The following is a 24,504-nucleotide window of genomic DNA, read 5'->3' on the forward strand; positions in this document are numbered from 1 at the left end:
AAGTTTTCATCAAAGCAATGGTCCAGTATCTCCCGGGCACCTCATAGTTGAAAATAGCATAACTTGAGCCTCAAAAACAAATATATAGAAGAGAGCTGCTTGCGCAAATGCGGGGGGCTCGAAGACCGGTGGAGGATCTCCAGGACCGGTAGGGGGAGCCGATTTAGGCGGATCAAGATATTTTCCCAAAAACCACCAAAAACGAGCATCTACCGTTTGTTCCTTTATTTTCTGGGCTCCATCTCTAACATTTACACAATTTTCCCTGGATTTAGATAATTTAAGCGTAAACTCACAAAATCCCGTATGCAAAGCTCCCATCATAGAATCACAAAGGAATATTTCTCCTAAAATTCCGGCTACTTTCGCAGTACTGATATTATCCTTCACCCAATTTCTAATTTTTTCCGACCCTACTATTCGTCCAAGTTCTCTATTTTCAAGTTTTCTCCACCGATCATGCGATATGAAGAATGATCTTTCGAGCCAATTCCCAAATTCACGATTCTCGAAACGACGCCAGCGATCATGAGAGACAAAAGTAGCTCTTTGAATTGATTTACCAATATTTAAATTCGCCACTCCATGAGGCCCGAAATCCTTTCCCATAGCATGGCCTGTGATTCTGTTGAACATATGAATGAGATCTTTTAATGACAAGTGCCCGTCCGGATCCGTTCGATTCATCGGATTTCCACCCACATACATGTAGAGATTGAGCCCATTGATTCCCTCGTCAAAACGGTCGTCCGCCTGAGCGAATCTTCCCAAGAAGGAATCGTAATAGCGAGACTTATAGTAATAAAGATTCGTTTCCGAATCCAGAATTTGTCCCGTGTATTTATAACGGAAGATGTCCGGGCCGGTGGAGACCGTATAGTCGGTTTCTCCATAAGGTAGGTAGCTTATGTAACTCACCCCCGATTGCCCCGGACCGGTCACCTGATTGCCGTCCCCGTCGGTAAGCATCAGAGTGGAGCCTTGGATATCCGTTTGGTAAAAATATGCTCCTACAACGGGAGACCCGGCCGCATTCGTAGCATCGCTTCCTTTTGGCGGTTGCACCGGCGCAACATCCTCGCTTGTCGAACCGTTCGCCAGAACATACCAAGGAGCAGTCTCCTGCTTTTGAGCCGGAAGAATCAGATTACAATCCTGGAGTATCGTCAACCCGAAAATGGAAACTAGCAATGCAGGCGCAGGAAACCCCATATATTTCAATCGAAGTAGCAGTTCGTTCCCTCTTCGGAACATAGGATATCCCAAAGATAGGACCGAAAGAAACAAAATGATATATGCGATTCTCGTAAATCCTGTAGGAATTCCGTGTCGGATATATTTTGCGTAAGTAAAATATTCCCGGAAAGGTCCTACCCATCGATTCAGCCAATAATCTCCGCAAGAAATCGTAAGACCGGAACAGAATTGTTTCGATAAACTCGAAGTTAGGAAATGATCCAATGCACCTATAACCCCCGTTGAAGATTCCGCAGCGGAAGAAATCAATACAGAGTCCGTGCGAGTGATCTGGGTAACGATCTCGTCTTGGAACCCTTTGATATACAGAGTATGCTTGGAAGGAACTCCCGGGCCGTTCACGATTTCATATAGATCACCGAAATAGTAAGCGGTCGTGTTGGTCGTTTCATTGAAGGATCGGATTCGATTCCCCGAAAAATCATACGAATAAAAAACTTTCCCCCCGTCGACCAAGTTCACCCGGTTCATCCTGCCGTAGGAATCGTAAGACAAGGAGTCTCCGTTCCTATAGACCATATTACCGTTATCATCATAATTATATTGTAATGTTCCGGTACTCGGACTATACACTCTAGTTACCGCATTCGCATGATTACCGTCCGTATAACTTAAAGTGTAACCGCCTTTTTGAATCAGATTTCCGTCGTCACTATACGCGTATTGGATCGTTCCGAAATTCCCGGACGCCTTCGTGAGTCGATTCCAGGAGTCGTAGGCAAAAGTCCGATTTCTTTGGGAATTCAAAAGATCCTTTATCTCCGACACGTTCCCCGAACCGTCATACGAATACGACAAGGAAGAAAGCTGCGTATTATCCGATTTTTTCGTAACGAGCTGTATCGTTTTTAAGCCGATCGGATCCACTTTTACTTCCGTGATATTTCCGTTACCCGCCACCTTTTGGAATACAGGTAGGCCGTCGACGAACAAGGGTCCCTGGTACTGCACTACGTTGATATCCGAACTATAACCGTCCGCCGAATCCATTTTGATGGATTGTAGATTATTATTACTGGAGTATTCCTTATGGATTTTCGTCCCGTCCGGATATGTTAGAAGAATTTCCCTTCCCAAGGAATCGTATTCTCTCGAGAACTCCAGAGTAATATCGTCTATGCTTCTTTTCTGGAGAATAGGTTTACCCGCCGGATTATAAGAATACTCCAAGCTACCCGCTTGGTCTCGAATCTTAGTGACTCTTCCTTTGGAGTTGTCCGCATTCGAATCGTCGTAGGTAAATTCCACCGGAGTCTCTCCGCCGCCAGGAAGGATTTGCGTCACCCTACCTAAAGGGTCGTACGAATATCGAAGGGAATTGCCTTTCGCATCCGTTTTCTTGAGAGTTCTACCTAGAACATCGTATTCGTATCGATTCGTTCCCGAATTCGGATCGGTTACGCTGGTTTCCCTCCCTGCGGAGTCGTAGGCAACGGAAGTCGTCCTACCCGCCACATCCGTAATCGTTTTCGGCTTTCCGAACCCGGTATAAGACGTACGAATCGTCTTGCCATTCTCCGCTTTGGCGATCGTCCTACCTAACTCGTCGTTTGTTTCCGATACACTCTTCGTCTTTCCGTCCGGATATTGGATCGTTTTATTTATAGTAAGCCCGGCATAGGATACGGAAGTAAGAATGTTTCCGTTCGTATCGGGCGCATTCGTGCTAGTCAATCTTAAGTCGGGGTCCTCGTAATAGAAATACGTCCAGCTAGGGCTTAGATTGCTGAAATACGGTTGGGTCTTGGAAATCAGTAGATTCTTCCGGTAATCGTATTTTTGGTCCTGAATCAAATCGATACCGTCGACTGCGGTACTGCTGATAGTCTGGATCGCATTTCCCAAATGATCCGTGTAAGTGATTTCGAGGACTTCCGTGCCGCTCGTATTATCGCGGGTCGTCTTACCGACGAATTGGTTTTCGGAAATATTCGAATAATTGAATATTCCTACGTTATTATACTCGAAGGATTCGTTCCAATCGCTTTCTCCTGGGTAGGTGACCCTACTGACACGCCCGTATGCGTCGTATTTCCTGACCTTCTTAGCTCCGTTCGGATCCACCACCTCCGTTTCCAAGCCGAAAAAAGTATCATAGGCTTTCGTGGAAACATGCCCGAGTGCGTTCGTATTTTGAATCGGAAATAGATTCAAAGTGGAATCGTAAGAAATTCGAGTGAGGTTTCCGAGCGCATCCGTGCTTGCGATCGGATTGCCGAACGAATCGTATTCGTAAGAAGTGACCTCTTCCGCACCGGACCCGGGAAACTGAACGGATGAGGCTATGCTATCTCCGGAATAATTATAAACGGTCGCTTCCGTTATATCGCCATCTACGACCTTCTTCGTAGAGACGATTCGACCCAATCTCCAATTATTCGTATCATGGGTATAGCCGGTAAATTCCTGAACGGTATGATCTCCGATCGAATCCGTCTTCAAGGTGGGAAATCCGTAAGAATCGTAAGTAATCGTGGAAACCGTACTTGTCTCTATGGATCCATTATGGAATCTATTATCGATACGGTTCGTCGGCACTACCATTTCCGTTCCGAACGGATTAGGGAAACCGAAAGCGGTATAGGAAGCCTGGGAAATTAGATTATTGCCGGCATTGTATAGACTTTGGGTATTTACTAACCCGGCCAAACGATAATCGTTTTGGAAGTAAGTGGAAACGGTATAGAAACCCGTACCCGTATCCTTTTCGGTAATGGATGCGAATCCGAGACTCCTACCGATTCCCACAGGACCGATATAATATCTACTGTTGGAATATTCGTAAGTAGTCTTTACGGAAAGACCTTCGTTAACCGTTCTGGTGAGTTCGGATACGACAAAGTCGGGAGAAGTATTCGGAATATTCGGAAAAACTCCGGTGCCGCTCAGTACCGCTCCGGTTTTATTCTTCGCTAATGAATATTGGATACTTGTGGATTGCCCCGCTCCGTTCGAAATACCCACTAAAGTGTCTTCGGCTACGTTCCGTGCGGGAGAATAACGGATTTGAATCCCTCCCGAGGTCTTTTCCTTGGGCAAGTATATTAGAGTTAGGTCGGAATTCCCGTCTCCGTTCAGATCATTTAAAACGATTTGATATAAGTCGCTTCTGTAAATACCGTCCGAATCGATTCCGTCAAAAACGTTCAATGCACCGAAGGAAAACGGACTACTCAAAGTGAATTTACCGTCCCCGGAAGCAAGATAGGTCTCGATCTTCTTCTGCTCTTTATTATGTAATACTAAATCAGCAAATCCGTCCCCGTTCACGTCTCCGAAATTATATTGCGCCAATTTTTTTCCGTTGGAAGCGTTCAGCGTGGAGGTAACTCCGCTGGCGAATCCGTCGATTCCAGTGAATAGGTATACCGTAACTTTATTGCCTATAAAAGTCACAAAATCGGGGGATCCGTCGGAATTTACGTCCGCAAAGGTACTACTATAGATGCTTGCGGATGCGATATTGTATGACTTGGTGGTAATCGACTGGGAACTTAGATCGAAATAGGAAATTTGGATCGCATAAGAGGTGCTTCCCGCATCGTCGGCCTCGATAGAATTCATCTGAGTCTGGATTGTATTCTGCTGCACGACAAGAGGACCGGAGATGTTTGCATATGCGATTTGCAGATCCTGGGTCAGCTTATCCGAGTCGGATGCAGGAATAGGGGTTCCTGCTCCGGACGCCAAAATCGCATCCGCATCGTCCTGAAACCCTCCTCCGGAATAATAATCGGCAAGGATTTGCAAGGAACCGGCGTCTACGGTAGAGCCGGAAATAAGAGAATTCAAAAGATTTAAATTTTGATTGTATAGATTCGTTTCCTGCTCCATCTGATTGTTCAGGCTGATCAATTGGGCAGAAAGCTGGTTGTATTGTTCGTTGTTCGATTGTTTCACCAGCCGAACATAATCGGCTTTCCCGTCCCTATTCATGTCTAGAAAAGAATTCACATACATGCCCGCAGAACCGCCGACGGAAATAGGACTAGCGAAAGCGCCTTTCGTATTCTTATAAATTAGGAAGGTCCCGGAAGAATAATGGATAAAATCCTCTAACCCATCCCCGTCCATATCGGCAAAATAATCCGCCCCTGCTTTGTCGTAAGGATAGGAGCGCACATTTCCCGGAATCGAAGGATCGAATAAATACTCGTACGGATTAAAGGATTGCATGGACCGATTAGCGGAATCTAAGGAAACGTTGGAAAAGTCCGTCACCGCCGAAAAGGATATGCCTTTCGAAAAGACAGCGGAAAGCTTTCCGTTCTTTTCGAATGCGAAATCGGTTTTACCGTCCCCGTCCAGATCCACGGTCCTACTGAATGTATTATAATAGATCGGTAGCTTAGAACCTTTTATAACAGCTGAGTTTCCTCCAGATTTAATTGGAAGGCCGTATATTGAAACTCCATCTCCAAGATCTTTGCCTCCGAGAGAGGCAAAGTCCAAGATTCCGTCTCCATCCAAATCTAGTGAAGGCCAGTTGACCAGACCGGATTCGACCCCATTGGCGCAATTCGTTGCTCCTCCGGATGAAAGGTATTCATCACAAGCTTGCTTGAAATTCCCCCAAGCAACAGAAAGGCAACCGCCTGTGATTACATATCCGCAAAGACAGGACACCAATCCGTTCGTACAAATATTGCGATCTATGATCGGGATATTTGTAACAAACTGCATATAACCATTATAATTATAGTCGATCGGATTCGGAGAAATCGGAATGGAATAGAATTGGACTAGTAACCCCAAGATATAATTCATCTGAGGGGAAAACCCATTATATGTTTGCGTAAAAGACAAAGTCCTGTACGTACTATCCGTATTACTAGTGGGAACGGATATATTGAATAAACCCTGATTATTCGAATAGGTTAAATCCAAATCGATATAATTTTCGGAACCATTGGAATTGCTTCCGGATCGACCGATGCTGACAAGGACCGATTGATTGGACAGAATTCCTTGGCTGTATTCGAAAGAATATTCTCTCGAAGATCCTTCCGAAGTCGTTATGGAAATACCGGACAATCTTTTAGAGATCTTCACAAGAGTTCCTTGGGAATAGTCCGGAAATACATCCGGTCTGCTCTCATACTGGAAGCTGATCGTTCTATCTTGGTAAAGAATTTTGACAGGATAGGCTTTTCCATTTTCCGAATCTTGGATATATTGCACCGCGTATCCGTTCCCGAAAGGATCTCTTACCTCGGAAACCGCCCAAGAAAAGATAGCCCCGTTTTTTCCTAAAGCCTCCATTCTAGAATCGGAAGTGCCTCCGAAGGTATATACCAGACCTTCCTTGGTAGTGGCCGACCAAGAACAGGGCCCGTCTCCGCAAAGTCCCTGGGGAACAAACCGTATAAAGGATTCTCTCCTTGTATGGTAAAGGGTCCGATTCCCGGAAATATCCAATAATTGTCCACCGAGAGAACTCAGGAAAGAATCCTTTCCGTCGTATTCTACCCCGAAACTTGGATCCCTTTCGATGGAATCGAACCCGCTCAAATCCCAACCGATTCCCAATAGACCATTTCCTCCGGAGGAGGAATATGCCAAAGACAATTGAGGAGGCAATTTTCCGGGAGGAAGCTCTATTGAAAAGAAAGTGCTCGTATGCCCCATAGAATCTACGGAAACTTCCGGAAGAGTTTGGGGAATCGATCCTACAAGGGCATCGTATGCAGCTTCCAAGGAAAAACTTTTCACAAAAGAAAATCGAAGAAAGAGGAAACTTATAAGAACAAATAAAATGGAAATCTTTGCTTTCTGCTTCATTTTAGCTTTACCTGATATAGTATAGAATTTCATTGCAGTTGCATGGTTACATCCATGGGAGCGGAAGAGGAAGTACCCAATCCACTTAAGCCAGAGCTTGTTGCAATGGAATAGTTCCCCGATCGGTTTACCTGAAATCGAATCTCATTTGCGGTATAGGTCGTAACCTTGACATTATCGCTGCTATCCAAGAATTGGGGAGGACAACCGTCTTCTAAGAGGAAATCACCCGGCTCTTGGATGATTGTCGTTAGATCTGTAGACGTACTCTTTAATACAAGAATCTGCCCGGTCTTTACATGGGACAAAATGAACATGGCAGATACAATATTCACATCAGGATAAATATCCGAATTCGGCCCTGGGCTCATTGTATATACAACCGGTTGTAAATCCGTAGTTACATAATTCACGGTAGTATTCGGGTAGGTTCCGCATTTCAAAGGACTCGTGTCCTCGGGGAGTAGCTGGCTCAGTAGGAAAAAACTCGTGGTTTGGTCCGGAGAATGCTCCCAGGGGCAATGAAAAAGGCTCAGAATCGAGAGGAATAAAACGAAAATGGGAGTACCGAGCTTTCGAAAATAACCTTTTTGGAATGCTTCTAAATCCTTTCGCTCGGATAGGAACACCGGATATCCCAAATGGGAGATGAGCGGCGGCGCAATCCTATTTTTTTCCATATTTCTACCGTTAGTTGAAACCATATTTCGCCTCGAAGGTTCCCATTTTTTAATCGCTTTCCAATTTTTTGAAGAAGTTTCTTAAACCTGGGAAACACCTAAAACGATTCGAATTGATCGAATTCGTTTTTTCTGTTGCAATGACGACTTTAAGTTAAAAATATGTCAATGGAATTTGATAATTTCGTTAAATTTACGTTATCCGGAATGATTATTTCATATTATAGAAGCTGAATTGAAAAAGAAATACGGTATCCATTCTATTTTTATTGATAAGTCCGATTCGCCTAATTTATATTATGCGGTTTATAAAGTCGGATTATTCTTCCTGATCTTTATCCCCCCTTTCTTTTCTCCGTCATACGCCACGGAGGTACTTCTTAAAAGCGGAGACGCATTCCTTGTAGAAAGCGCTACGGAGCGAGAGGAGAAAGTTTTTGTCACCTGGAAAGATCGCAAATATCGTATCCCAAAAGAGGATATCCAAAGAATAGACTCCAAAAAGACGGGACCGGATACTTCCTACGTATATTCTAGCGTTAAATTAAAGGATGGAACGGTTCTAAAAGGGATACTTGTCGAAAGAAAAAACGAACTTCTGGTCTTAAAAACGGATCTGGGCTTCGTGGAACTGGAATCCTCTCGAATCGTTTCCGTTTCTCCGGAAACAATCCCTGATCTCAAACCCGAATTGCCGGAATCATATCTGGAGGAATCCAGAGACTCTTCCGGATCCTGGAAAATAGGACTCACTGGAGCGGCTAACGTCAGTTTCGGTCCCTGGTCCGAATCCTTTCCCAGATTATTCGACGGAGGAGGATTCCTAGAGAAATCTTCCATCCGCCCCGGAGAATTCTTCGGCTTTCGATCCGCTTACGCCTACGGAAAAGGTTCGGAAGGCCAGCTTTCCATATGGAGTCACGATCTTTATTACGGTAAAAACTTCAGTCCTTCTCCTTCTTCCCCTTATATTCTATTCGGTATCGGCGCGAGTTCCATTTCTTGGTCCAAGGAAGATCGTTCCAAATCGGGCACGGATCCGAATCTTCTACTAGAGTTCGGTTGGAATTGGGACCGTCCCGGAAACTCCGTCCTGAGAATCGGACTACAGTCGCAATGCTCCTTCGAATCCGGCGCGAATCTCTGCACTGGAGGACTTAGATTCTCCTGGGGAGCGTATTTGTGAATTTGTATATTCGAATTCTATTATTCTTCTCTTGCATATGCGTATTACGATGTCAGAATTCCGTTCTCTCCGGAATCGAGGACGAGACCACCGGCAAGATCCAATCCGCTTTCGTGGTAAAATTAGGGCCTCATAGCGCTTCCTTTCTTTGGAAATGCTCACGATCTTCCAAGGGCTATCTATTGGGTCCGACCGGTATCATTCCCAGTCTCAAGCCTTCGGAAACGCATGCAATGGAAATCCAAGGATTATCCCCCCAAACGAATTACGATGCCTTTGTCACCTGCGGGACTCCGGATCCCTCCTCCGGAATTCCTTTAAAATTCAGAACCTGGGTTTCCGATACTCCCGAAAAGACCCAGGGGATTTGGCTTATAGGAGGAATCGGTACGGACCAAAATCCAGTAATGCAAATCGATCTATTCGATGCATCTTCCGGGATCTGGTATCCCGCGATCACGAGTGTTCCTACACCTAGAGCCTTCGCCTCCATTCTTTCCCATAAGCAAAAGATTTATGTGATCGGAGGCTTGGTGAAATCGGGAGGAGTATATTCCACTTCCCTAAAAGTGGAAGTTTACGATCCTTATTTGGATACCTGGACTGCAAAGTCCGATCTACCGCAAGCGGTGCAGGGAGCCGTATCCGGATCCGTGGGCGACGAGATCTATATCGTCTCCGGATCGGGGTCGACCAATATATCCTCTTCTCCGCTTCTGAACACTGTTTTGAAATTCTATCCCGAACTCGGAACAAGCGGCCAATGGTTATCTTATTCTTCGAATGCAACGATCTTTCCTAGGACGGATATGTCCGGCTGCGCTATAGATGGAGTCTTATTCTATTCCGGAGGAAGACTTGCGAGTAATGGATTCATCCAATCGGGTACGGACGGATATATTCCAGGAGGAAATACGACGACAGGAGGAACGAGCGAACCTTCCATAAACGTGCAAAGATCCGGAGCTGCCGGGGTCTGCGTCAATCCGGAGCCTAAGGATCTCTTTCCTTCCGACAACCAATGGTTCGGCGTGATCGGAGGCTCTATCGCAACCGACACCAATCAACCTATCGTTTCGTTAACTGCCAGTAATAAAACTGATTTTTACCAACCAGGCTCGGTTAGTTTTTCCGCAGGTCCCGATCTTCCCCAATCTATTTACTACCCGGGTGCGCAAGCCTCCTATGAAACGAGAAAGATTTACGTTTTCGGAGGAGCCTCTTCTTTAAATGTTCCTTTGGATACCGTTTATTCCATAGACTCAGCGAATCCTGTCGCTTCTGCTTGGAGCGCCTCCTCTATGACCATGCCCAGGGCCAGGTTCGGCCACCAGGCGATTCGGATAGATAGATGAATATTAAATTTTTTATACATTTTATTTTCATTATATTCTTATTTTCCGTTTCCTTCGCATTATTCGGAGAAGAATCGGATACAAACTCCAGATTAGAATCCCTCTTGAACGATAAAAAATATTCCGAAGCGGAGAAGATCGCCGTTTCCGTCTTGGAAACCGATCCTACCGATTCCAAGACGGAGTTCTCCCTCACAAAAGCGTGGATCGGCTTAGGGAAAGAGGCGAAAGAAAAGAGAAACTGGAAACTTGCCAGAACTTACTTCGAGAAAGCCTCGGCTAAATGGCCTCTGAATGCGGAGCTCAAGAAGGAATTAACTGAATTGGAGAATAAGACCGTGGATCGTTCCGCCCCGTCTCTTTCGGTGAAATGGAAATTAGAGAAGGAGACTTTGGATATCATCCAAGGAATACGCTTTGAACTTTCCGAAATCAAGGAGATCATAGCGAAGAATAAGGCGGACTTCGATTCCCGCCCCTATTGGATCGCGACCGTCTTATTATTAAGCGCGATTATGATCGAACTCTTGGTATTGATTCGAAAAAGATAGACATTCGATCGATTCGAAGTCGACGAATTGGATGCATTCGTATCTTTCAATACCGTTCTTCCCGAATATAATCCGCAATCGAATCCGGTTTTACTTGCCAAGAAACGTTAGCCAATCCAGATTTTGGACTTTCCTATGAAATTTCCTTTCTCCGGTCTCTTTAAGAACAAATCCGCTCGAATTACTTCCCTTCTTATTTTAGTTTGTTTTTTTTCGGTTCTCATTTATTTCCTCCGGAACCGAGTAAATCAAACCGAACACTCTTGTAGCACTAAATTCGGAATTGAGAAGCCGTCTTCTTCCGATCCGATCGAGATCTGGACCCCCGACAATTCCAGGATTCCCCCCTTATATTTCACCGGGCATGTCTCGAAATTGGAGGATGGCCACACAATTCTTTCAGATGATCGGAACGATTGGAAGAAAGGACTTTTGGATCGGGACGGCAATCTTCTCTTCTCCTTCGAATTCAAAGATATCAAAAGACTATCGGAAGAATATTTTCTTTTATCCAGCGGCTCTTATATACATAGCGAAGAAATAAGAAACTCCAAGGGAGAAAGGATCCTGGCTGCCAATCCATTCTACGCGATCAACTGGGTGGACATGAAGGAGAAAATGGTCGGGGTCCAATTAGGAGAGAATGACAAATTCGGAGTGATCGACTTTTCCGGCAAATATGTGGTTGAGCCCCGATGGGAGATCGTCGAAAAGGTTCCGTATTCCGAAGGGTTCTTCGTCGCCCAAGAAAGATACAAAGCTTCTTTCTTGGATAGATCCGGAAATACATTAAAAATTCCGAATGGAGTCCAAAAGGCCGAACCTTTCTCCCAAGGCCTTGCGGCAGTGCAAATCGGCGGGAAATGGGGTTTCATAAATACCAAGGGCCAATTGGTCATTCCGGCCGAATTCGATGCGGTCGGTCCTTTCAGCGAGTTCGGATTCGCGAGAATCGAATCGCATCGTACCGGATATTCTCCTTATGTAGGAATCATCGACCGGAAAGGAACAAAAGTATTAGAACCCAAACACCAAAACATTTTCTGGCAATCGAATAACAAATTCTTCGACGCATATTCCGCCGAACCTTCCAACTCCCATTGCGGGATCCTACGCTACGACGGATCCGTAGCTCTTCCTTTCGAATACGACCGTTGCAACTGGAACCAGGACCTGAATTACGGATCGGTTCGATCCGGAGAGAATCACCTGCTATTATTCGCGAACCGAACCGGGAAACTGGAAAGTTTTCCCTTCGATGACGTAGAGGGAAAAATAGGAGAATTTCTTTCCGTCAAGAATAAAGACCGGTTCGGACTTGTGAACGGGTTCGGAGAAACGATTCTTCCTGCTCAATATTCTAAGATCGTAATATCCGATCTGGAAGGAAAACAAAAGATTTTCGCCCTTTCTTCGAATCGTACGGACATTTTCGATTTCGATGGGAAACAGTTCGCTTCTTTACCGGCCGGTCTCATTTCTTGCAGGGAAAGAATCTGCCTTTATAAAAACGCCAAAGGAAGAATGGAGTTTACTTCTCTCGATTCTCCCGGATCCCATTCCAAAGAGTTTGAACATATAGGAGAATTTCACGAAGGACTCGCTCGATTTTTAGAAAACGGTAAATGGGGTTTTCTAGATGCAAACCAAAAAGTCCTTATCTCCCCGAAGTATTCGAGTGTAGGAGATTTCAGCGAGGATCTGGTTTGGTTTAAGGACGAGGTAGGAAAATTCGGTTATATGAACCGGAAAGGAGAGATCGTAATACCGCCGAACTTTCGGGACGCGGGAAATTTTTATAAGGGACTGGCTCCTGTCGCTTCCGAGCCACAGGGGTCTTACGGTTTCATAGATCGCCTAGGCAAATTCGCAATTTCGCCAGTCTTTCAAACGATCCAAGATTCGGAAACGGATCGACCGATCGTAAAATACAACGGAAAAATGGCGGTCCTTTACCTTAAAAAATGTCTTTCACGTTAATCCATAAACTGGCATTATCGAATCAAAAATCCTATAGGCCTCCTCTATGAAACTCACATACCTAGCGACTCTTCTATTCTTATGCTTAACGGTCTTCTGCAAGAAATCCGAACCGGAAGTTTCGCAAGTTCCCACAATTGCGAAGGAAGCTCTCGTAGGAACGTATGTATTCCAAGAACTGGATTGGAAGTCCCTCGGAACTGCAGCGCCCCAGTTAGTTCTTCCGGACACAAGTGCGGAGTCCTATGCTCCGTCCATTGCTTGCGCATCTATTGATTTGAATCGTAACGAATTTCAGCTACTGCTTCCTCTTTCCGGCGAAAAACTTTCCTTCCCTCTCGGAGAGAAATTCACGTACAAAGAAGATACGAATTATAATCAGAAAGCCATAGGAAGGATCGAATTCGAAGTCAAATCCCAAGGAAAAACGTTTTCCTTAACGGCAAACGATACGGGGATGATCTTTGGGGACTTTGGGAACGGAGTAAAAACGGACGTCTTCGCAGGTAAGCCCTTTAAAAGCGTGGAGGATTGTACCGCCTTTCCGATCACGATGAAAAAGGAATGTAAGAATGGAATCAAGAAGGGAATCGTTTACATCGTTTCCAAAGACGGTTCCGCGTTACGCTCCTCTCCTTCCTTCGAAGCCGATAGCCTGGAAAATATTCCCGTAGGAACAGGGATCCAAATTTCCGATACTCCGGAAGGAAGCGGCGGGCAATGGTCCAAAACCGAATTCAAAGGCAAATCGGGATTCGTTTATAAAGGCTCTTACGATCCGGCCCCCGTTTGTTATAACGAAAATACCTCTCTGCAAAAAATTCTAGACTTCACGAGCCTTTACACGCAACCGGAAATCAAATTCGAAAGTAATCCTATTTCCGAAAGGCTTATTTTAAAAACGATCTATCATAACCGGGATAAAAAGGCGAATTCTTTCGAAAACAAAATCAGTAAACTCCCGATCGATTACGAGATCTGGGGAAGCGATGTCAGCTCCGAAAGCTTCTCTATAGAGAATGTGACCTTTACGGCAAACCAGATCAAACTTAAGATCGAAAGAACTAGCTACGAATACGAAACCACAAAAATAATAGGTAGCGACAAAATAGAATGTTATCTTGATAAAGAGGACATCCTGAGATTTTCGCCATGGAATCCCAAATTATCGACTCCAAATTGCGCGCGCTTATAAAAAAAGGGACCGATCGGTCCCTTTTTTCGTTTCGGCAGTTTTTAGAATATTCTCTATTTCTTATATTCTTTGATCGCGGAGAATACTTCTTCGAGTTCCGCGTCTGTCATATAAGGAAACAAAGGAAAATTCAGGATGGAATCGCAGATCTTTCCGGTTCTATGCTCTTTTCCGTAAGTTCCTTTGATATAAGGTTTAGCTCCCGGTTGGTCGCTCATGGCTCCCGGATAAATGACTCCGAATCCGATTCCCTTCGCTTTGAGTATTTCTTGGATTTTGGGTCTTTCCGCAGGATCGAAAAGAGTTACGTTGCAGTATCCATTCTCCTCGAAATCTTTAGGAGGATGAATCACGTTCACTCCTAATCCGGGAAGAACTTGGTAATATTTCTCCGCGGCTTTTCTGCGGGCTGCTATTCTTTGCTTCAGGAAAGGTATATTCAAATTTAAGAATGCCGCCTGAAGAGTGTCCATCCTGGAATTCCAACCCACGTCTCCGTACCCGTAATGGGAAGTTCTTCCGTGGTTTCCGAGCATTCTTACCCTATTTGCAAGTTCTTCGTCGTTCGTGAATACCGCACCGCCGTCTCCGGCTCCCCCCAAAACTTTCGCAGGATAAAAGGATGTGGTGGTGATAAGTGCGTCCTGGTATACGGGTTTTCCTTTGTAAATCACTCCGAAAGATTGGGCTCCGTCTTCGAGCAGTAGAACTCCTCTCTCTTTACAGAGCATGCGGTATTCTTCCAACTTGGAGCTTCCCCAACCGTAAAGATGAACTATGATGGCCGCCTTGGGTTTTACCTCGTCCAAAGCCTTTTTGAAATCGTCAAAATCCATTTGAAGATCGACAGGATTCGTATCGACAGTAACAGGATCCGCTCCTACGTTCACTACGGATTCGAATGTGGCCCAGAAAGTGGAGTCCGGAACGAGGACGGTATCGCCCTTGCCTACTCCTAAGGCTCTTAAAGCCAATTGCAATGCGTCGGTTCCGTTCGCACAGGCGATTGCGAACTTAGTTCCTGCGGATACCGCCAGGTTCTTTTCCAGCTGGGAGACTTCTTCTCCGCCTATAAAGGATGCATTTTTGCTTAGGGTCTTGACTTTTTCTTCCCAAGCCTCTAGCAATCCCGGTTCGAATCGTTTGATATCTATAAAAGGTACGCCCATGTGGTCTCCTTCGAACAGGATCGGAAAGGAGGTCCAAAATGCAAATTCTTTTGGTGAACCTTAAGGGCCGCTACTTACGCATCTGAATTGCAGGTAATTGCCCTTGGACTGGATTTGCATTTCTCCGGCGTCGATGGCCGTACCGAAGGCTTGGTTCTCCGTCATACCTCCGGCTACGGGACTTGAACTCCAATACAAGGCCCCGGGAGTCGCATAGAATATCGAATATACTTTCGGGCCCGAGGCGACCGTATAATCGGTCAATAGATGCAACTCGTTCAGATTCGGGAGCCTCCAATTCAAGGATGCCAAATTGAAACTGTCGCAAATCGCAATGGCCGATTCCCAATCTATCGCGTTCGGACCGCCCGAACAGGATCCGGCACTATAGGTTTCACCGTTATTGCATTTTTGGTAATATAGACCCGTTTTTTGCTCTTGGACTACTCCGTTTCCTAGGTCATTAAAAACCGGAGCATCCAAAGAATTTCCCGCCACGCAGCGCGTCGCTAAAGTAGAATATACGTTATACGACATCGAAGCCCCGGTCGAGAAGCTGATTCCATATGCTTGTACCGAACTATTCGCATTCGGAGTGGACGACCAAAAACCCACCGATTCCGCTCCGGGAAAATAAGTCGCTTCTATCAACGGAGTGGAAGATCCTAAATAAACGAGGGTATATAATTCCTTCATACTAGGAAGCCTCCAATTCTTAAAGCCCGCATAGCCTTGCCCTGCATTTAAATTAGAGCAAGCGGCGCCCGCGGAATACCAATCCCCTAGAGTGGAAGGTCCGGAGCAACTTGGATCCGTCTGGCCTTCGGCACAAGTCTTCCAATATAATCCTCGGACTCGATCCACCGAGACTTGCTGGTTCGTAAGAGTCGGATGTATGCTTGGTCCGGAATAAATTCGGAACCCGGGTATATTGGAATAGGTCCCGTCTTGCTCGTAACATCCAGCAGCGCTTCCGACGTTATCTGTGCATCCCGTTTTTCCAGTGTCCGGAATCGCGCCGGAATCCCAAACATCCAATTCGAAAGTGTCTGTAGAGGATCCCAGAGAATTGGTCGCTGTTACGGTAAGCGATATGGAAGATCCGGCTCCCGTCGGAGTTCCGGAAACGGTTCCGGTGGAAGAATTGAAAGCGAGCCCTCCGGGAACGGATCCGGAAATTGAATAGCTAATGGGCAATGTGCCGGTTACCGTCGGAGAGTAAGAGGAGGACTTACCCAAATAGAAATCCAAGATGTCCAACAGATTCTTCTGGTACACGATCGTAGGAGCCGCGGGCGGCGGGGGTTCCTTCATACATTCCGCCAATTCTCCCAACATACATTTCAGAAATTGGGTTTGCAGGAACTCGGAAGTTCCCGGATCCGCAGGATTATATCCGCCCGAAGCCTTGCAATGCCCGAAGAATAGAAAAAGGACGATTAGAAAAACCCTACGCAGATCCGATACGAATTGCATATTTGGATTCAAACGAGGACCCGCCTCTCGAGTCAATATTTTTAGCCCTCGTTTCCCCAAGAGAAACGTCAAGAAATCGTAATTTACTCTCCTGATGAACTACGATTTTTTACGGACGGATTTCTTTTTCGGAGAGGGAGCCTTTATCTTTTTGGAATCCGTCGGAATGGAATCGCTGGGCTTGAAATAGGAATCCACCACCTTGGGATCGAATAAAAGACGCGCCACTTCTTCGTAACGACTCACAGGAAAGAACTCCATACCCTTCTTCACATAATCCGGAATTTCGTCCAACTGAGGCCTGTTATCCGAAGGGAATATGATCTTATGCACGCCTACTCTTTTAGCCGCCACGATTTTTTCCCTGAGTCCTCCGATCGGTAAAACCTCTCCGGTCAAAGTGATCTCCCCCGTCATACCGAATCCGAGTTTGATCCTTTTTCCGATCACTAAGGAAAGAATGGCGGTAGCCATAGTAATTCCCGCGCTAGGTCCGTCCTTAGGAGTCGCTCCGTCGGGCACATGCAGATGCACCGTCTTTTCGGAGAAAAGATCCTCGGAACCTAAGAAATTCTTAATATAACTCAGAGCAATGCTGGAGGATTCCTCCATTGTTTTTCCGATCATCCCCGTGAGAACGATCCCACCCTTGCCTTTGATAAAGACGGCCTCGACGAGAAGAGTCGCTCCTCCCACAGATGTCCAGGCCAGTCCCAAAGCCGTTCCGGGAACGGTAGGCTTGATCATGCGATCGTCCACATATTTAGGAACGCCCAAAAGTTTCTCGAGATCGGAAGCCTGGATGGTCTTAGGAAAGGATTCTCCCTTGACGATTTGCAAGGCGAGTTTTCTCGCCAACTTATCCGTCTGCTTTTCCAATCCCCTCACTCCGGATTCCCTGGAGTAATGATCGATCAGGGATATTACGGCTTTCTTATCCATCTGGATTCCCCGGGACTCGATTCCGTTTTTCTCCAGAACCTTCTTCCAAAGATATTTGGTAAAGATCTGTATCTTCTCGTCGGTAATATAGCCCGAGAGATTGATCACTTCCATCCGATCCAGAAGAATCCTACTGATGCTATCCAAAGTATTCGCGGTAGCGATAAAAAAGACGGAAGAAAGATCGAAGGGTAGATCCAAGTAATGGTCCCGAAAAGTCTTATTCTGCTCAGGATCCAATACTTCCAACAAAGCTGCGGACGGATCTCCCTGCATTCCGAGCCCCAACTTATCTATCTCGTCCAGAAGAATGACCGGATCTTTTTCCTTAGTGATCCTAAGGGCGGTGATGATTTTTCCGGGCATGGATCCTATATAAGTACGCCTATGACCTTTGATCTCGGCCTCGTCCCTCATGCCTCCCACCGAGAATCGGAAATACTTCCTACCCATGGCTTCGGCAACGGATTTAGCGATGGAAGTTTTTCCCACACCGGGAGGTCCCACCAAAAGAAGAATGGAACCTTTCTCGGTAGGCTTCAACTTTTTAACCGCGAGAAATTCCAGAATCCTTTCCTTCACGTCGTCCAGCTTATAATGATCTCGATCCAGGGTTTTTCGAGCTTTTTCCAGATCGATTTCCCTTTCCGGAGCCGCTTCCCAGGGAAGACTTTCCAAAATATCCAAGTAATTTCGGATAACGTTATAATCCGCGGTATTTTGATCCGTGTATTGGAACTTGTCCAATTCTCTTTCCACTTCCTCGATCACTTCCGGATCGGCCGGAATGGCTTTTAGTCTCTCCAGGAATTTTTCGTATTTCTTCTCGTATTTGCCGTCTTTCTGGCCGAGTTCGGCCTGGATCGCCTTCAATTGTTCCCTCAGGAAGAATTGTCTCTGCTGCTTATCGATCTTATCTTGGATATTGTCCTGGATTTCCCTTTGCAGACTGACCAGATCGATTTCTTTCTTGAGATGGAGGAGAACCTTCTCGATCCTATCCTTCAAGTTGATCGATTCTATTACCGATTGATAATCTTCTTTTTCTATATTCAGAATACTGCATACGAAATCGGCCATTTTTCCAGGCTCGTTCACGTTCAGCATGGTGAGTTTCATTTCTTCCGTGAAGAGCGGATTATTCTGAGCGAGTTCGCGGGTCATGATGAGAAGGGTACGCATCATGGCTTTGATCGTGTTTTTGGAAGCCCCGGGTTCTTCTTCCGGATAAGTCACTTTCGCTACGAGTAGGGGGTCCACGGAAGCGAAGGATTCTATCTTGAATCGTCTAACGGTATTGATGAGTATATTGACCGCACCGTCCGGGAGATTAACTTTCTTGAGAATTTTAGCAACGACTCCGAAAGAGTAGATATTCTCCTCGGTCTTTTTCTCATTCTCCTCGTCCCTCAATAGCACGAGTCCTATAAAGGAATTTCCCTTGAGCGCCTCGTCCACTGCCTTAGCGAATTTTCCGCCAGGAACGATTAAAGGGGTAATAATCCCGGGAAAAACCGGTCGGGTCTTGATCGGAATCAGAAATAGATCCGGAGGAAGTATGGAATCTACGGGGACGATATTTCCTTCGATTTCCTTTAAATCGTCAAAAAGATCCACATTCCCCTCCTTTAATTTCGAAAATATTCAGAATAGCTCCAGTTTCTTTTCTCGCCCCCATTACTCAATTCATTCTTTTTGTCTAAGGAACGATGAGAATATGAAAGCAGTCCAATTCAAAGAATTCGGAACGTCGGAGGTCCTACAATTGGTGGATCTCCCCGTCCCCAGGCCCGGAGAAGGAGAAATATTGGTAAGAATCTCCGCCTCCGGAGTGAATCCGGTGGATTGGAAAATCCGAGAAGGAAGACTCCAGTCCAGAATGCCGAACACGCTTCCTATCGTCCCGGGCTGGGAGTTTTCCGGAACCGTGGTAGAAAGAGGCCACTCGGCAAGACGCTTCGAAATCGGGGAGGAAGTTTTTTCCTATTGCAGAAGAACCTGGATCGAAAACGGATCCTATGCGGAATATATTTCTCTTCCTGAATCGTATCTTGCCAAGAAACCCGAATCTTTAACTCACGAGGAAGCCGCAGCCGTTCCTCTTTCCGGTCTCACCGCCTACCAGTGTCTTTTTCAAGTCGCGGGATTTCATCCGGGACAACGGGTCTTGGTGTTGGGAGCGAGCGGAGGAGTCGGTTCGTATGCGATCCAACTCGCAAAGGAGAAAGGCGCTCAGGTCGTCGCGATTGCGAGTTCCAGAAATGAGAATTATGTAAGAGGATTGGGAGCGGACGAATTCTTGGATTATGCAGAAGGTTCCGTATCCGACTCATATAAGAAACGTTTTTCGGAAGGAGCGGATCTCGTATTGGATTGTATCGGAGGAGAAAGCTTTACCCAAGTAGGAGCCTGCGTAAAACCGGAAGGGGTCCTGGTCTCCCTGATCATGACGGAATTTCCCTCTTCTTCCTACAAAGGCGTCTATCACTTCGTGGAACCTAATTCAAAACAACTGGAGATTCTTTCCGATCTAATCGACTCCGGAAAGATCAAGGTCCATCTAAACGAAATTTTTCCTCTGAAAGAGGCGGCCCTGGCCCAAGAAAAAATCTCGAAACTCCATACGAGAGGTAAAATCGTACTCAAAATATAGATCCTCGTATAGAATTTCGGTCGGATAAACGCTCGTTCTTAGCTCGCGGGAATCATAACGATCGTTTGGTCCAAGAAGAGATGTAGGAGATATGAGTTTGACTTTTTACGGTACGGAGATAGCCTCGGAGGAAATCGGAAAGCCCAGGCGCCGATTTATATCGGACAGGAGTCTAACTCTAGTGTTTTCCCGAATTTTCCGAAGCTTTTTCTTTCTCTGTCTTATTCTATTCTTCCAATGTACTAAAAACGAGCCGGACAACACGAAAGCAGTCGCTGGTCTCGTATTAGCGGAAGCTTTGTACAATCCTTATGTCAAGATCGTTCCACAACCAGGTTCCATCATTATCCCAAATTCGAATTCCACTTACGAAGGTCCGAACGGTCGTTCTTATACTCCTAGCTGTTTCGGAAACGCAAACAATACCACTTTTTATTTCTTTCACAAAAGAGTCTCGGGAAACAATCCAAAGTTACTCGTAAACTTCATGGGAGGAGGAGCCTGCTGGAGCAATTCCAATTGTTTCGGTAAAGAGACTACTACTTTCCTGAACTTTCTAAACAGCCTTCCGGATTTATTCGTTCGATACGCCTTCCAAGGAATCATGGATCAGGGAGTCGCCTCCAATCCATTAAAGGATTATGATATTCTATTCATTCCTTACTGCACGGGAGATTTGCATTTCGGATCCGCGGACATTGCAACTCCGTCCGGTTACGACGACCCGTATGCCACGGATCCCGATTTTTACCATCATAGGGGTCACGATAACGTTCTTTCAGTTCTGAAATTCATCCAGGACAATTACACCCAGGTGACGGACGTGGTGATCGCGGGCCAGAGTGCGGGAGGCTACGGAGCCATATTGAATTATCCGCATATTCGCCAAGCGCTCAAAGAGACTGCCCGTTTTACGAACAATCCTAAAGTTCGACTTATAGCGGACGCGTCCAACGGGGCAGTTACCAGCGGATTCTTCCAAAACGTGGTTCGCGACAAATGGAAAGGAGCCCAGAATATTCCGGACTGGACCGGAACTATAACCTCCACTTATCTAAGCAATTCTCCCTCTATCCAAGACTATCTGAGTCAAATCACTGCCGAATATTTCACGGATACGGTGGGCCAATATACGGCTCTATTCGATTCTACTCGGAGATGGTTTTTCCATGTGATGGGGGTCATAGACGGAGGAGGATATACGGATAGCGCTTCTTATTTCGGACCGGGAGATGCAAGCGAGGTTGCCGATACTGCAGGAGCGGGTATTCCTTCCAATTGCAATTGGGCGTCCACTGCAAGACAAGCCATGTTGGACACCACCGGATCCAAGTATTATTACTATATCGCTCCCGGAGATATACATACCAAGACCACGGACAACTCCATGTACAGTCTTGTCAGTAACGGAATCAATTTCAATACTTGGCTGACCCAAGTGATAGATCCGCTCGGATCCCCTCAAAAGGTAAACTGCGAGGGAGGATCCGGATCTCATCCTTGCACGGATACGAATTTCGGATCCACTCAATACAACGATTTACTAAAAAGAGCCACTTCTCACGATTCTTATTCTTCCAATAAGGATCTCTACGAAACCTGCTTCCCTTGACATTTAAATAGACCCGTATATAATCCTATTTTGCCTCATTCGCGAAAGACTGCAATCGGTAGGCAAAATGGGATTATGAACCGCAAATCGTTTTGGATATCTATACTATTCTTTTTAATAGCCTGCTCTACTCATAAAAAAGACGACACTGCCGAGAAAGTTTTGGGCCTCGCAGTTCTGGATCTTCTAAACACGCCTTATGTAAGAATCACCCCTGTCGCGGATACTTTCACTACGCAAGTAGATCACAAGGATGGGGCATTTACGTATACCGCTACTTTCGATCCGAAATGCTCCGGGGCTCCGAACAACGTAAATTTCTATTTCTTCCGCAGAACGATGAAGAATGCGAACACCAAATTGCTCATCAATTTCATGGGAGGCGGGGCCTGCTGGGATGACGCAAATTGCTTCGGTTCTAATACCACCACCTATTTTAATCAATTGAATTCGGTTCCCGATTTCGCTTTGGATATCATCTTCAAGGGAGTCATCGATCAAGGCGTGGGGGCCAATCCGTTCAAAGATTACGATGTGATTTTTGTGCCGTATTGCACAGGGGATCTTCATATAGGAAGCAAAAGCACGACTTATACCAGAGGCACGCTGCATCATAACGGATACGATAACGTGATTTCGGTCCTGAAATTCGTGCAGAGCGCTTATCCTCAATTAGATAACGTTTTCGTAATAGGCCAAAGCGCCGGAGGCTACGGTACCTTACTCAACTACCCTATCATTCGGGAAACGGTAACCACAATCAGCTCCGGAGCGGACGTGAGAATGCTTTCGGACGCTTCCAACGGAATCGTGCCTACGGCCGCCTACGGAACCGGTGCGGCATTCTTTCCCAAACTGGATAGCTCCTGGGGAGTGGAACATGGGATAGGAAACGGGAGCGGAAGTTCTGTGACCATTTCAAATTCCAATCTTCCCCAATGGGTGAACGGAATCGGGTCCACATACACCACGATCGGCACTTCTTCCGTCGATGACTACTTCAAGAAAGTGGCCGCAGAATATCCAAACGATCGGATCGGTCAATATACCGCGATATTCGACGGGAACCAAAGATTCTTTTATAATGTGATGGGACAAATCAATAAGATTAACGCTGCCACCATAGTCTATAATGATAACACGACCAATGACCCGAATCAGAGCGGTAGATCTTACTCGGCGATCTATGGGGATAGCGACGGCAGCTCTCTGACGGACGGCAATAGTTCTTCTTCTAATAATTACACTACCTGCGATTGGTCCAAGCAGGCGATCTCCAAAATGAAGGGAGTGCAGACGAGCGCTCCTACGAACTATCGTTATTATCTAGCTCCTGGGGACGTGCATACGATCACTACTTATAACGATATGTATTCCTTGGTAAGCGGCGGAGTAAATTTTGCCACTTGGCTGAACGATTTTGCGACGGGGACAGGATCGCTACCGAATAGCGTACAATGCAACGATTCTTCCGGATCCTGCGTGAACAAGAATCGAATTTCGAACTCGATCAATAATTCTCTCGGGGTGGTAACTTCCGACGGTTCGTTTCCGATTGGTCAGAATCTATTCGCGACATGCGGGAACGCCGCAGGTTTGGGTCTTTAAGAAAATATAATCTCGGGGAGAATCAAAAGATCCCTTCGATAAAATCCACACCGAGGGATACGAGATTCTCCCGATAGAGTTTTTCCGTTTCTTCATCGAAGCAAACGAGGGCTAATTTTCTAGGAAAATGTTCCTTATGCGCGATTATAGTCCGGATCGCGATCGGAGCCGCTAGTTCTTTAGGATAAGAGAATATACCAGTGCTGATACTGGGGACCGCCAAGGAATCGAATCCTCTTTCTTGGGCGATGGTCAGGATATTCTTATAGCAGCTCTCCAGCAAGGAGGCTTCCCAAAAATCTCCTCCCTTCCAGACGGGCCCGACCGCGTGGATCACGTATTTGGCGGGAAGTTCCCCTCCCGAAGTCAAAGCGCATTGTCCGGTAGGAAGACCTTCCGGATATTTTTTCAATTTCAGAATCCTGCATTCTTCGGCGATTTTAGGACCTCCGGCCCTATGGATAGCTCCGTCTACGCCCCCTCCCCGTAAAAGCGAAGAATTGGCGGCGTTTACGATCGCATCCGTTTGCACAGTCGTGATATCGCCTTTCCAAAGATAGATTTCCATCGACAATTAAAGAACGTCTTTTTCATGTTCTTGCAAGAAGTTTTTATATACATTTTTTTGAATTCGTTTAATAATTAAGCGCGGAATGTACCGTTTTAGAACAGAATATGGCCCAAAGACCCTCCTCTCCAGTCTCTATCTTATTAATATATTCGTTATTTAATAATGGTTGGCACGATTCCTGAATAGAATCGCCTAAATGCGGTTAGAAAATCCCCACGCAGGTATCCAACAGAACGGAAGTTCTATTCCGCGGAATGGCCCGAAAACGCCCCCTCCCTGGGGTACAAACCGGAGACATGGGTAACAAAATAGACCGGGAACATAGGTAACACTAAACGTATGCAAAGGAGGGCTAATCCTTTGCCGTGGAAAGAGGTGTCACCTATGGACGAGAAAGTAAAATTCATTGCAGCAGTCTGCGATGGTAATGTATCGATGAGTTCTCTTTGTGAGACATTTGGTATAAGTAGGAAGACCGGTTACAAATG

At 45.9% G+C, this 24,504-nt stretch carries 14 protein-coding genes and 1 pseudogene; 9 read left to right on the forward strand and 6 right to left on the reverse strand.

Features of this window, described 5'->3' with window-relative positions; all coding sequences use genetic code 11:
• Positions 1-9: 9 nt before the first annotated feature.
• A complete protein-coding gene (locus tag LEP1GSC061_RS04145; protein ID WP_198014229.1) occupies positions 10-6,969 on the reverse strand; it encodes an FG-GAP-like repeat-containing protein in 6,960 nt (2,319 codons plus the stop codon).
• 98 nt (positions 6,970-7,067) lie between these two features.
• Entirely contained in the window at positions 7,068-7,718 is a 651-nt protein-coding gene (locus tag LEP1GSC061_RS04150; RefSeq protein WP_156844483.1) for a hypothetical protein, read from the reverse strand.
• A 235-nt stretch (positions 7,719-7,953) separates the two neighbouring features.
• Between LEP1GSC061_RS04150 and LEP1GSC061_RS04155 the strand changes: the two genes are divergently transcribed.
• The 5 genes from LEP1GSC061_RS04155 (at position 7,954) to LEP1GSC061_RS04175 (ending at position 13,985) form a co-directional block, all read left to right on the forward strand.
• Entirely contained in the window at positions 7,954-8,904 is a 951-nt protein-coding gene (locus LEP1GSC061_RS04155; RefSeq protein ID WP_016543753.1) for an LA_3334 family protein, read from the forward strand.
• Entirely contained in the window at positions 8,901-10,259 is a 1,359-nt protein-coding gene (locus LEP1GSC061_RS04160; protein WP_016543766.1) for a Kelch repeat-containing protein, read from the forward strand. The genes LEP1GSC061_RS04155 and LEP1GSC061_RS04160 overlap by 4 nt, the downstream gene beginning before the upstream one ends.
• Complete coding sequence (locus LEP1GSC061_RS20775; protein ID WP_016543482.1) at positions 10,256-10,810, forward strand: hypothetical protein; 555 nt, start codon at positions 10,256-10,258, stop codon at positions 10,808-10,810. The genes LEP1GSC061_RS04160 and LEP1GSC061_RS20775 overlap by 4 nt, the downstream gene beginning before the upstream one ends.
• Before the next feature lie 432 nt (positions 10,811-11,242).
• On the forward strand, positions 11,243-12,790 hold the full coding sequence (locus tag LEP1GSC061_RS04170) for a WG repeat-containing protein (RefSeq protein ID WP_198014230.1): 1,548 nt from the start codon (positions 11,243-11,245) through the stop codon (positions 12,788-12,790).
• A gap of 46 nt (positions 12,791-12,836) precedes the next feature.
• A complete protein-coding gene (locus LEP1GSC061_RS04175) occupies positions 12,837-13,985 on the forward strand; it encodes an SH3 domain-containing protein (protein ID WP_016543648.1) in 1,149 nt (382 codons plus the stop codon).
• Between the two features lie 53 nt (positions 13,986-14,038).
• Here LEP1GSC061_RS04175 and LEP1GSC061_RS04180 read toward each other — a convergent pair whose 3' ends face one another.
• From LEP1GSC061_RS04180 to lon, 3 genes are all read right to left on the reverse strand, one after another.
• Entirely contained in the window at positions 14,039-15,154 is a 1,116-nt protein-coding gene (locus LEP1GSC061_RS04180; RefSeq protein WP_016543534.1) for a DegT/DnrJ/EryC1/StrS aminotransferase family protein, read from the reverse strand.
• A gap of 60 nt (positions 15,155-15,214) precedes the next feature.
• Entirely contained in the window at positions 15,215-16,642 is a 1,428-nt protein-coding gene (locus LEP1GSC061_RS04185) for an Lcl domain-containing protein (protein ID WP_156844484.1), read from the reverse strand.
• A gap of 87 nt (positions 16,643-16,729) precedes the next feature.
• Positions 16,730-19,189: an endopeptidase La gene (gene lon / locus LEP1GSC061_RS04190; protein ID WP_016543336.1), complete on the reverse strand. Its 2,460-nt coding sequence runs from the start codon at positions 19,187-19,189 to the stop codon at positions 16,730-16,732.
• A gap of 100 nt (positions 19,190-19,289) precedes the next feature.
• Here lon and LEP1GSC061_RS04195 point away from each other — a divergent pair, with 100 nt between their 5' ends.
• From LEP1GSC061_RS04195 to LEP1GSC061_RS04205, 3 genes are all read left to right on the forward strand, one after another.
• Positions 19,290-20,225, forward strand: a complete 936-nt coding sequence (locus LEP1GSC061_RS04195; protein ID WP_016544149.1) for an NADP-dependent oxidoreductase — start codon at positions 19,290-19,292, stop codon at positions 20,223-20,225.
• 91 nt (positions 20,226-20,316) lie between these two features.
• Positions 20,317-21,837 (forward strand): pectin acetylesterase-family hydrolase, encoded by a 1,521-nt coding sequence (locus LEP1GSC061_RS04200; RefSeq protein WP_084680452.1) that lies wholly within the window; start codon positions 20,317-20,319, stop codon positions 21,835-21,837.
• 75 nt (positions 21,838-21,912) lie between these two features.
• The gene (locus LEP1GSC061_RS04205; protein ID WP_016543547.1) at positions 21,913-23,445 is read left to right on the forward strand and encodes a pectin acetylesterase-family hydrolase; all 1,533 of its coding nucleotides are present in this window, start codon (positions 21,913-21,915) and stop codon (positions 23,443-23,445) included.
• Between the two features lie 22 nt (positions 23,446-23,467).
• Here LEP1GSC061_RS04205 and LEP1GSC061_RS04210 read toward each other — a convergent pair whose 3' ends face one another.
• The gene (locus LEP1GSC061_RS04210; RefSeq protein ID WP_016544136.1) at positions 23,468-24,013 is read right to left on the reverse strand and encodes an O-acetyl-ADP-ribose deacetylase; all 546 of its coding nucleotides are present in this window, start codon (positions 24,011-24,013) and stop codon (positions 23,468-23,470) included.
• 363 nt (positions 24,014-24,376) lie between these two features.
• Here LEP1GSC061_RS04210 and LEP1GSC061_RS21795 point away from each other — a divergent pair.
• A pseudogene (locus LEP1GSC061_RS21795) lies at positions 24,377-24,504 on the forward strand (IS481 family transposase); the annotation flags it as partial.

The organism is Leptospira wolffii serovar Khorat str. Khorat-H2, from assembly GCF_000306115.2.
Classification (GTDB): Bacteria; Spirochaetota; Leptospiria; order Leptospirales; family Leptospiraceae; genus Leptospira_B; species Leptospira_B wolffii.

What these genes read in the sequence shown, in the direction of transcription:
- LEP1GSC061_RS04150 (WP_156844483.1), bottom strand. Translation starts at nt 7,718, where the DNA reads ATGGAAAAAAATAGGATTGCGCCGCCGCTCATCTCCCATTTGGGATAT.
- LEP1GSC061_RS20775 (WP_016543482.1), top strand. Translation starts at nt 10,256, where the DNA reads ATGAATATTAAATTTTTTATACATTTTATTTTCATTATATTCTTATTT.
- LEP1GSC061_RS04175 (WP_016543648.1), top strand. Translation starts at nt 12,837, where the DNA reads ATGAAACTCACATACCTAGCGACTCTTCTATTCTTATGCTTAACGGTC.
- LEP1GSC061_RS04180 (WP_016543534.1), bottom strand. Translation starts at nt 15,154, where the DNA reads ATGGGCGTACCTTTTATAGATATCAAACGATTCGAACCGGGATTGCTA.
- LEP1GSC061_RS04195 (WP_016544149.1), top strand. Translation starts at nt 19,290, where the DNA reads ATGAAAGCAGTCCAATTCAAAGAATTCGGAACGTCGGAGGTCCTACAA.
- LEP1GSC061_RS04200 (WP_084680452.1), top strand. Translation starts at nt 20,317, where the DNA reads ATGAGTTTGACTTTTTACGGTACGGAGATAGCCTCGGAGGAAATCGGA.
- LEP1GSC061_RS04205 (WP_016543547.1), top strand. Translation starts at nt 21,913, where the DNA reads ATGAACCGCAAATCGTTTTGGATATCTATACTATTCTTTTTAATAGCC.
- LEP1GSC061_RS04210 (WP_016544136.1), bottom strand. Translation starts at nt 24,013, where the DNA reads ATGGAAATCTATCTTTGGAAAGGCGATATCACGACTGTGCAAACGGAT.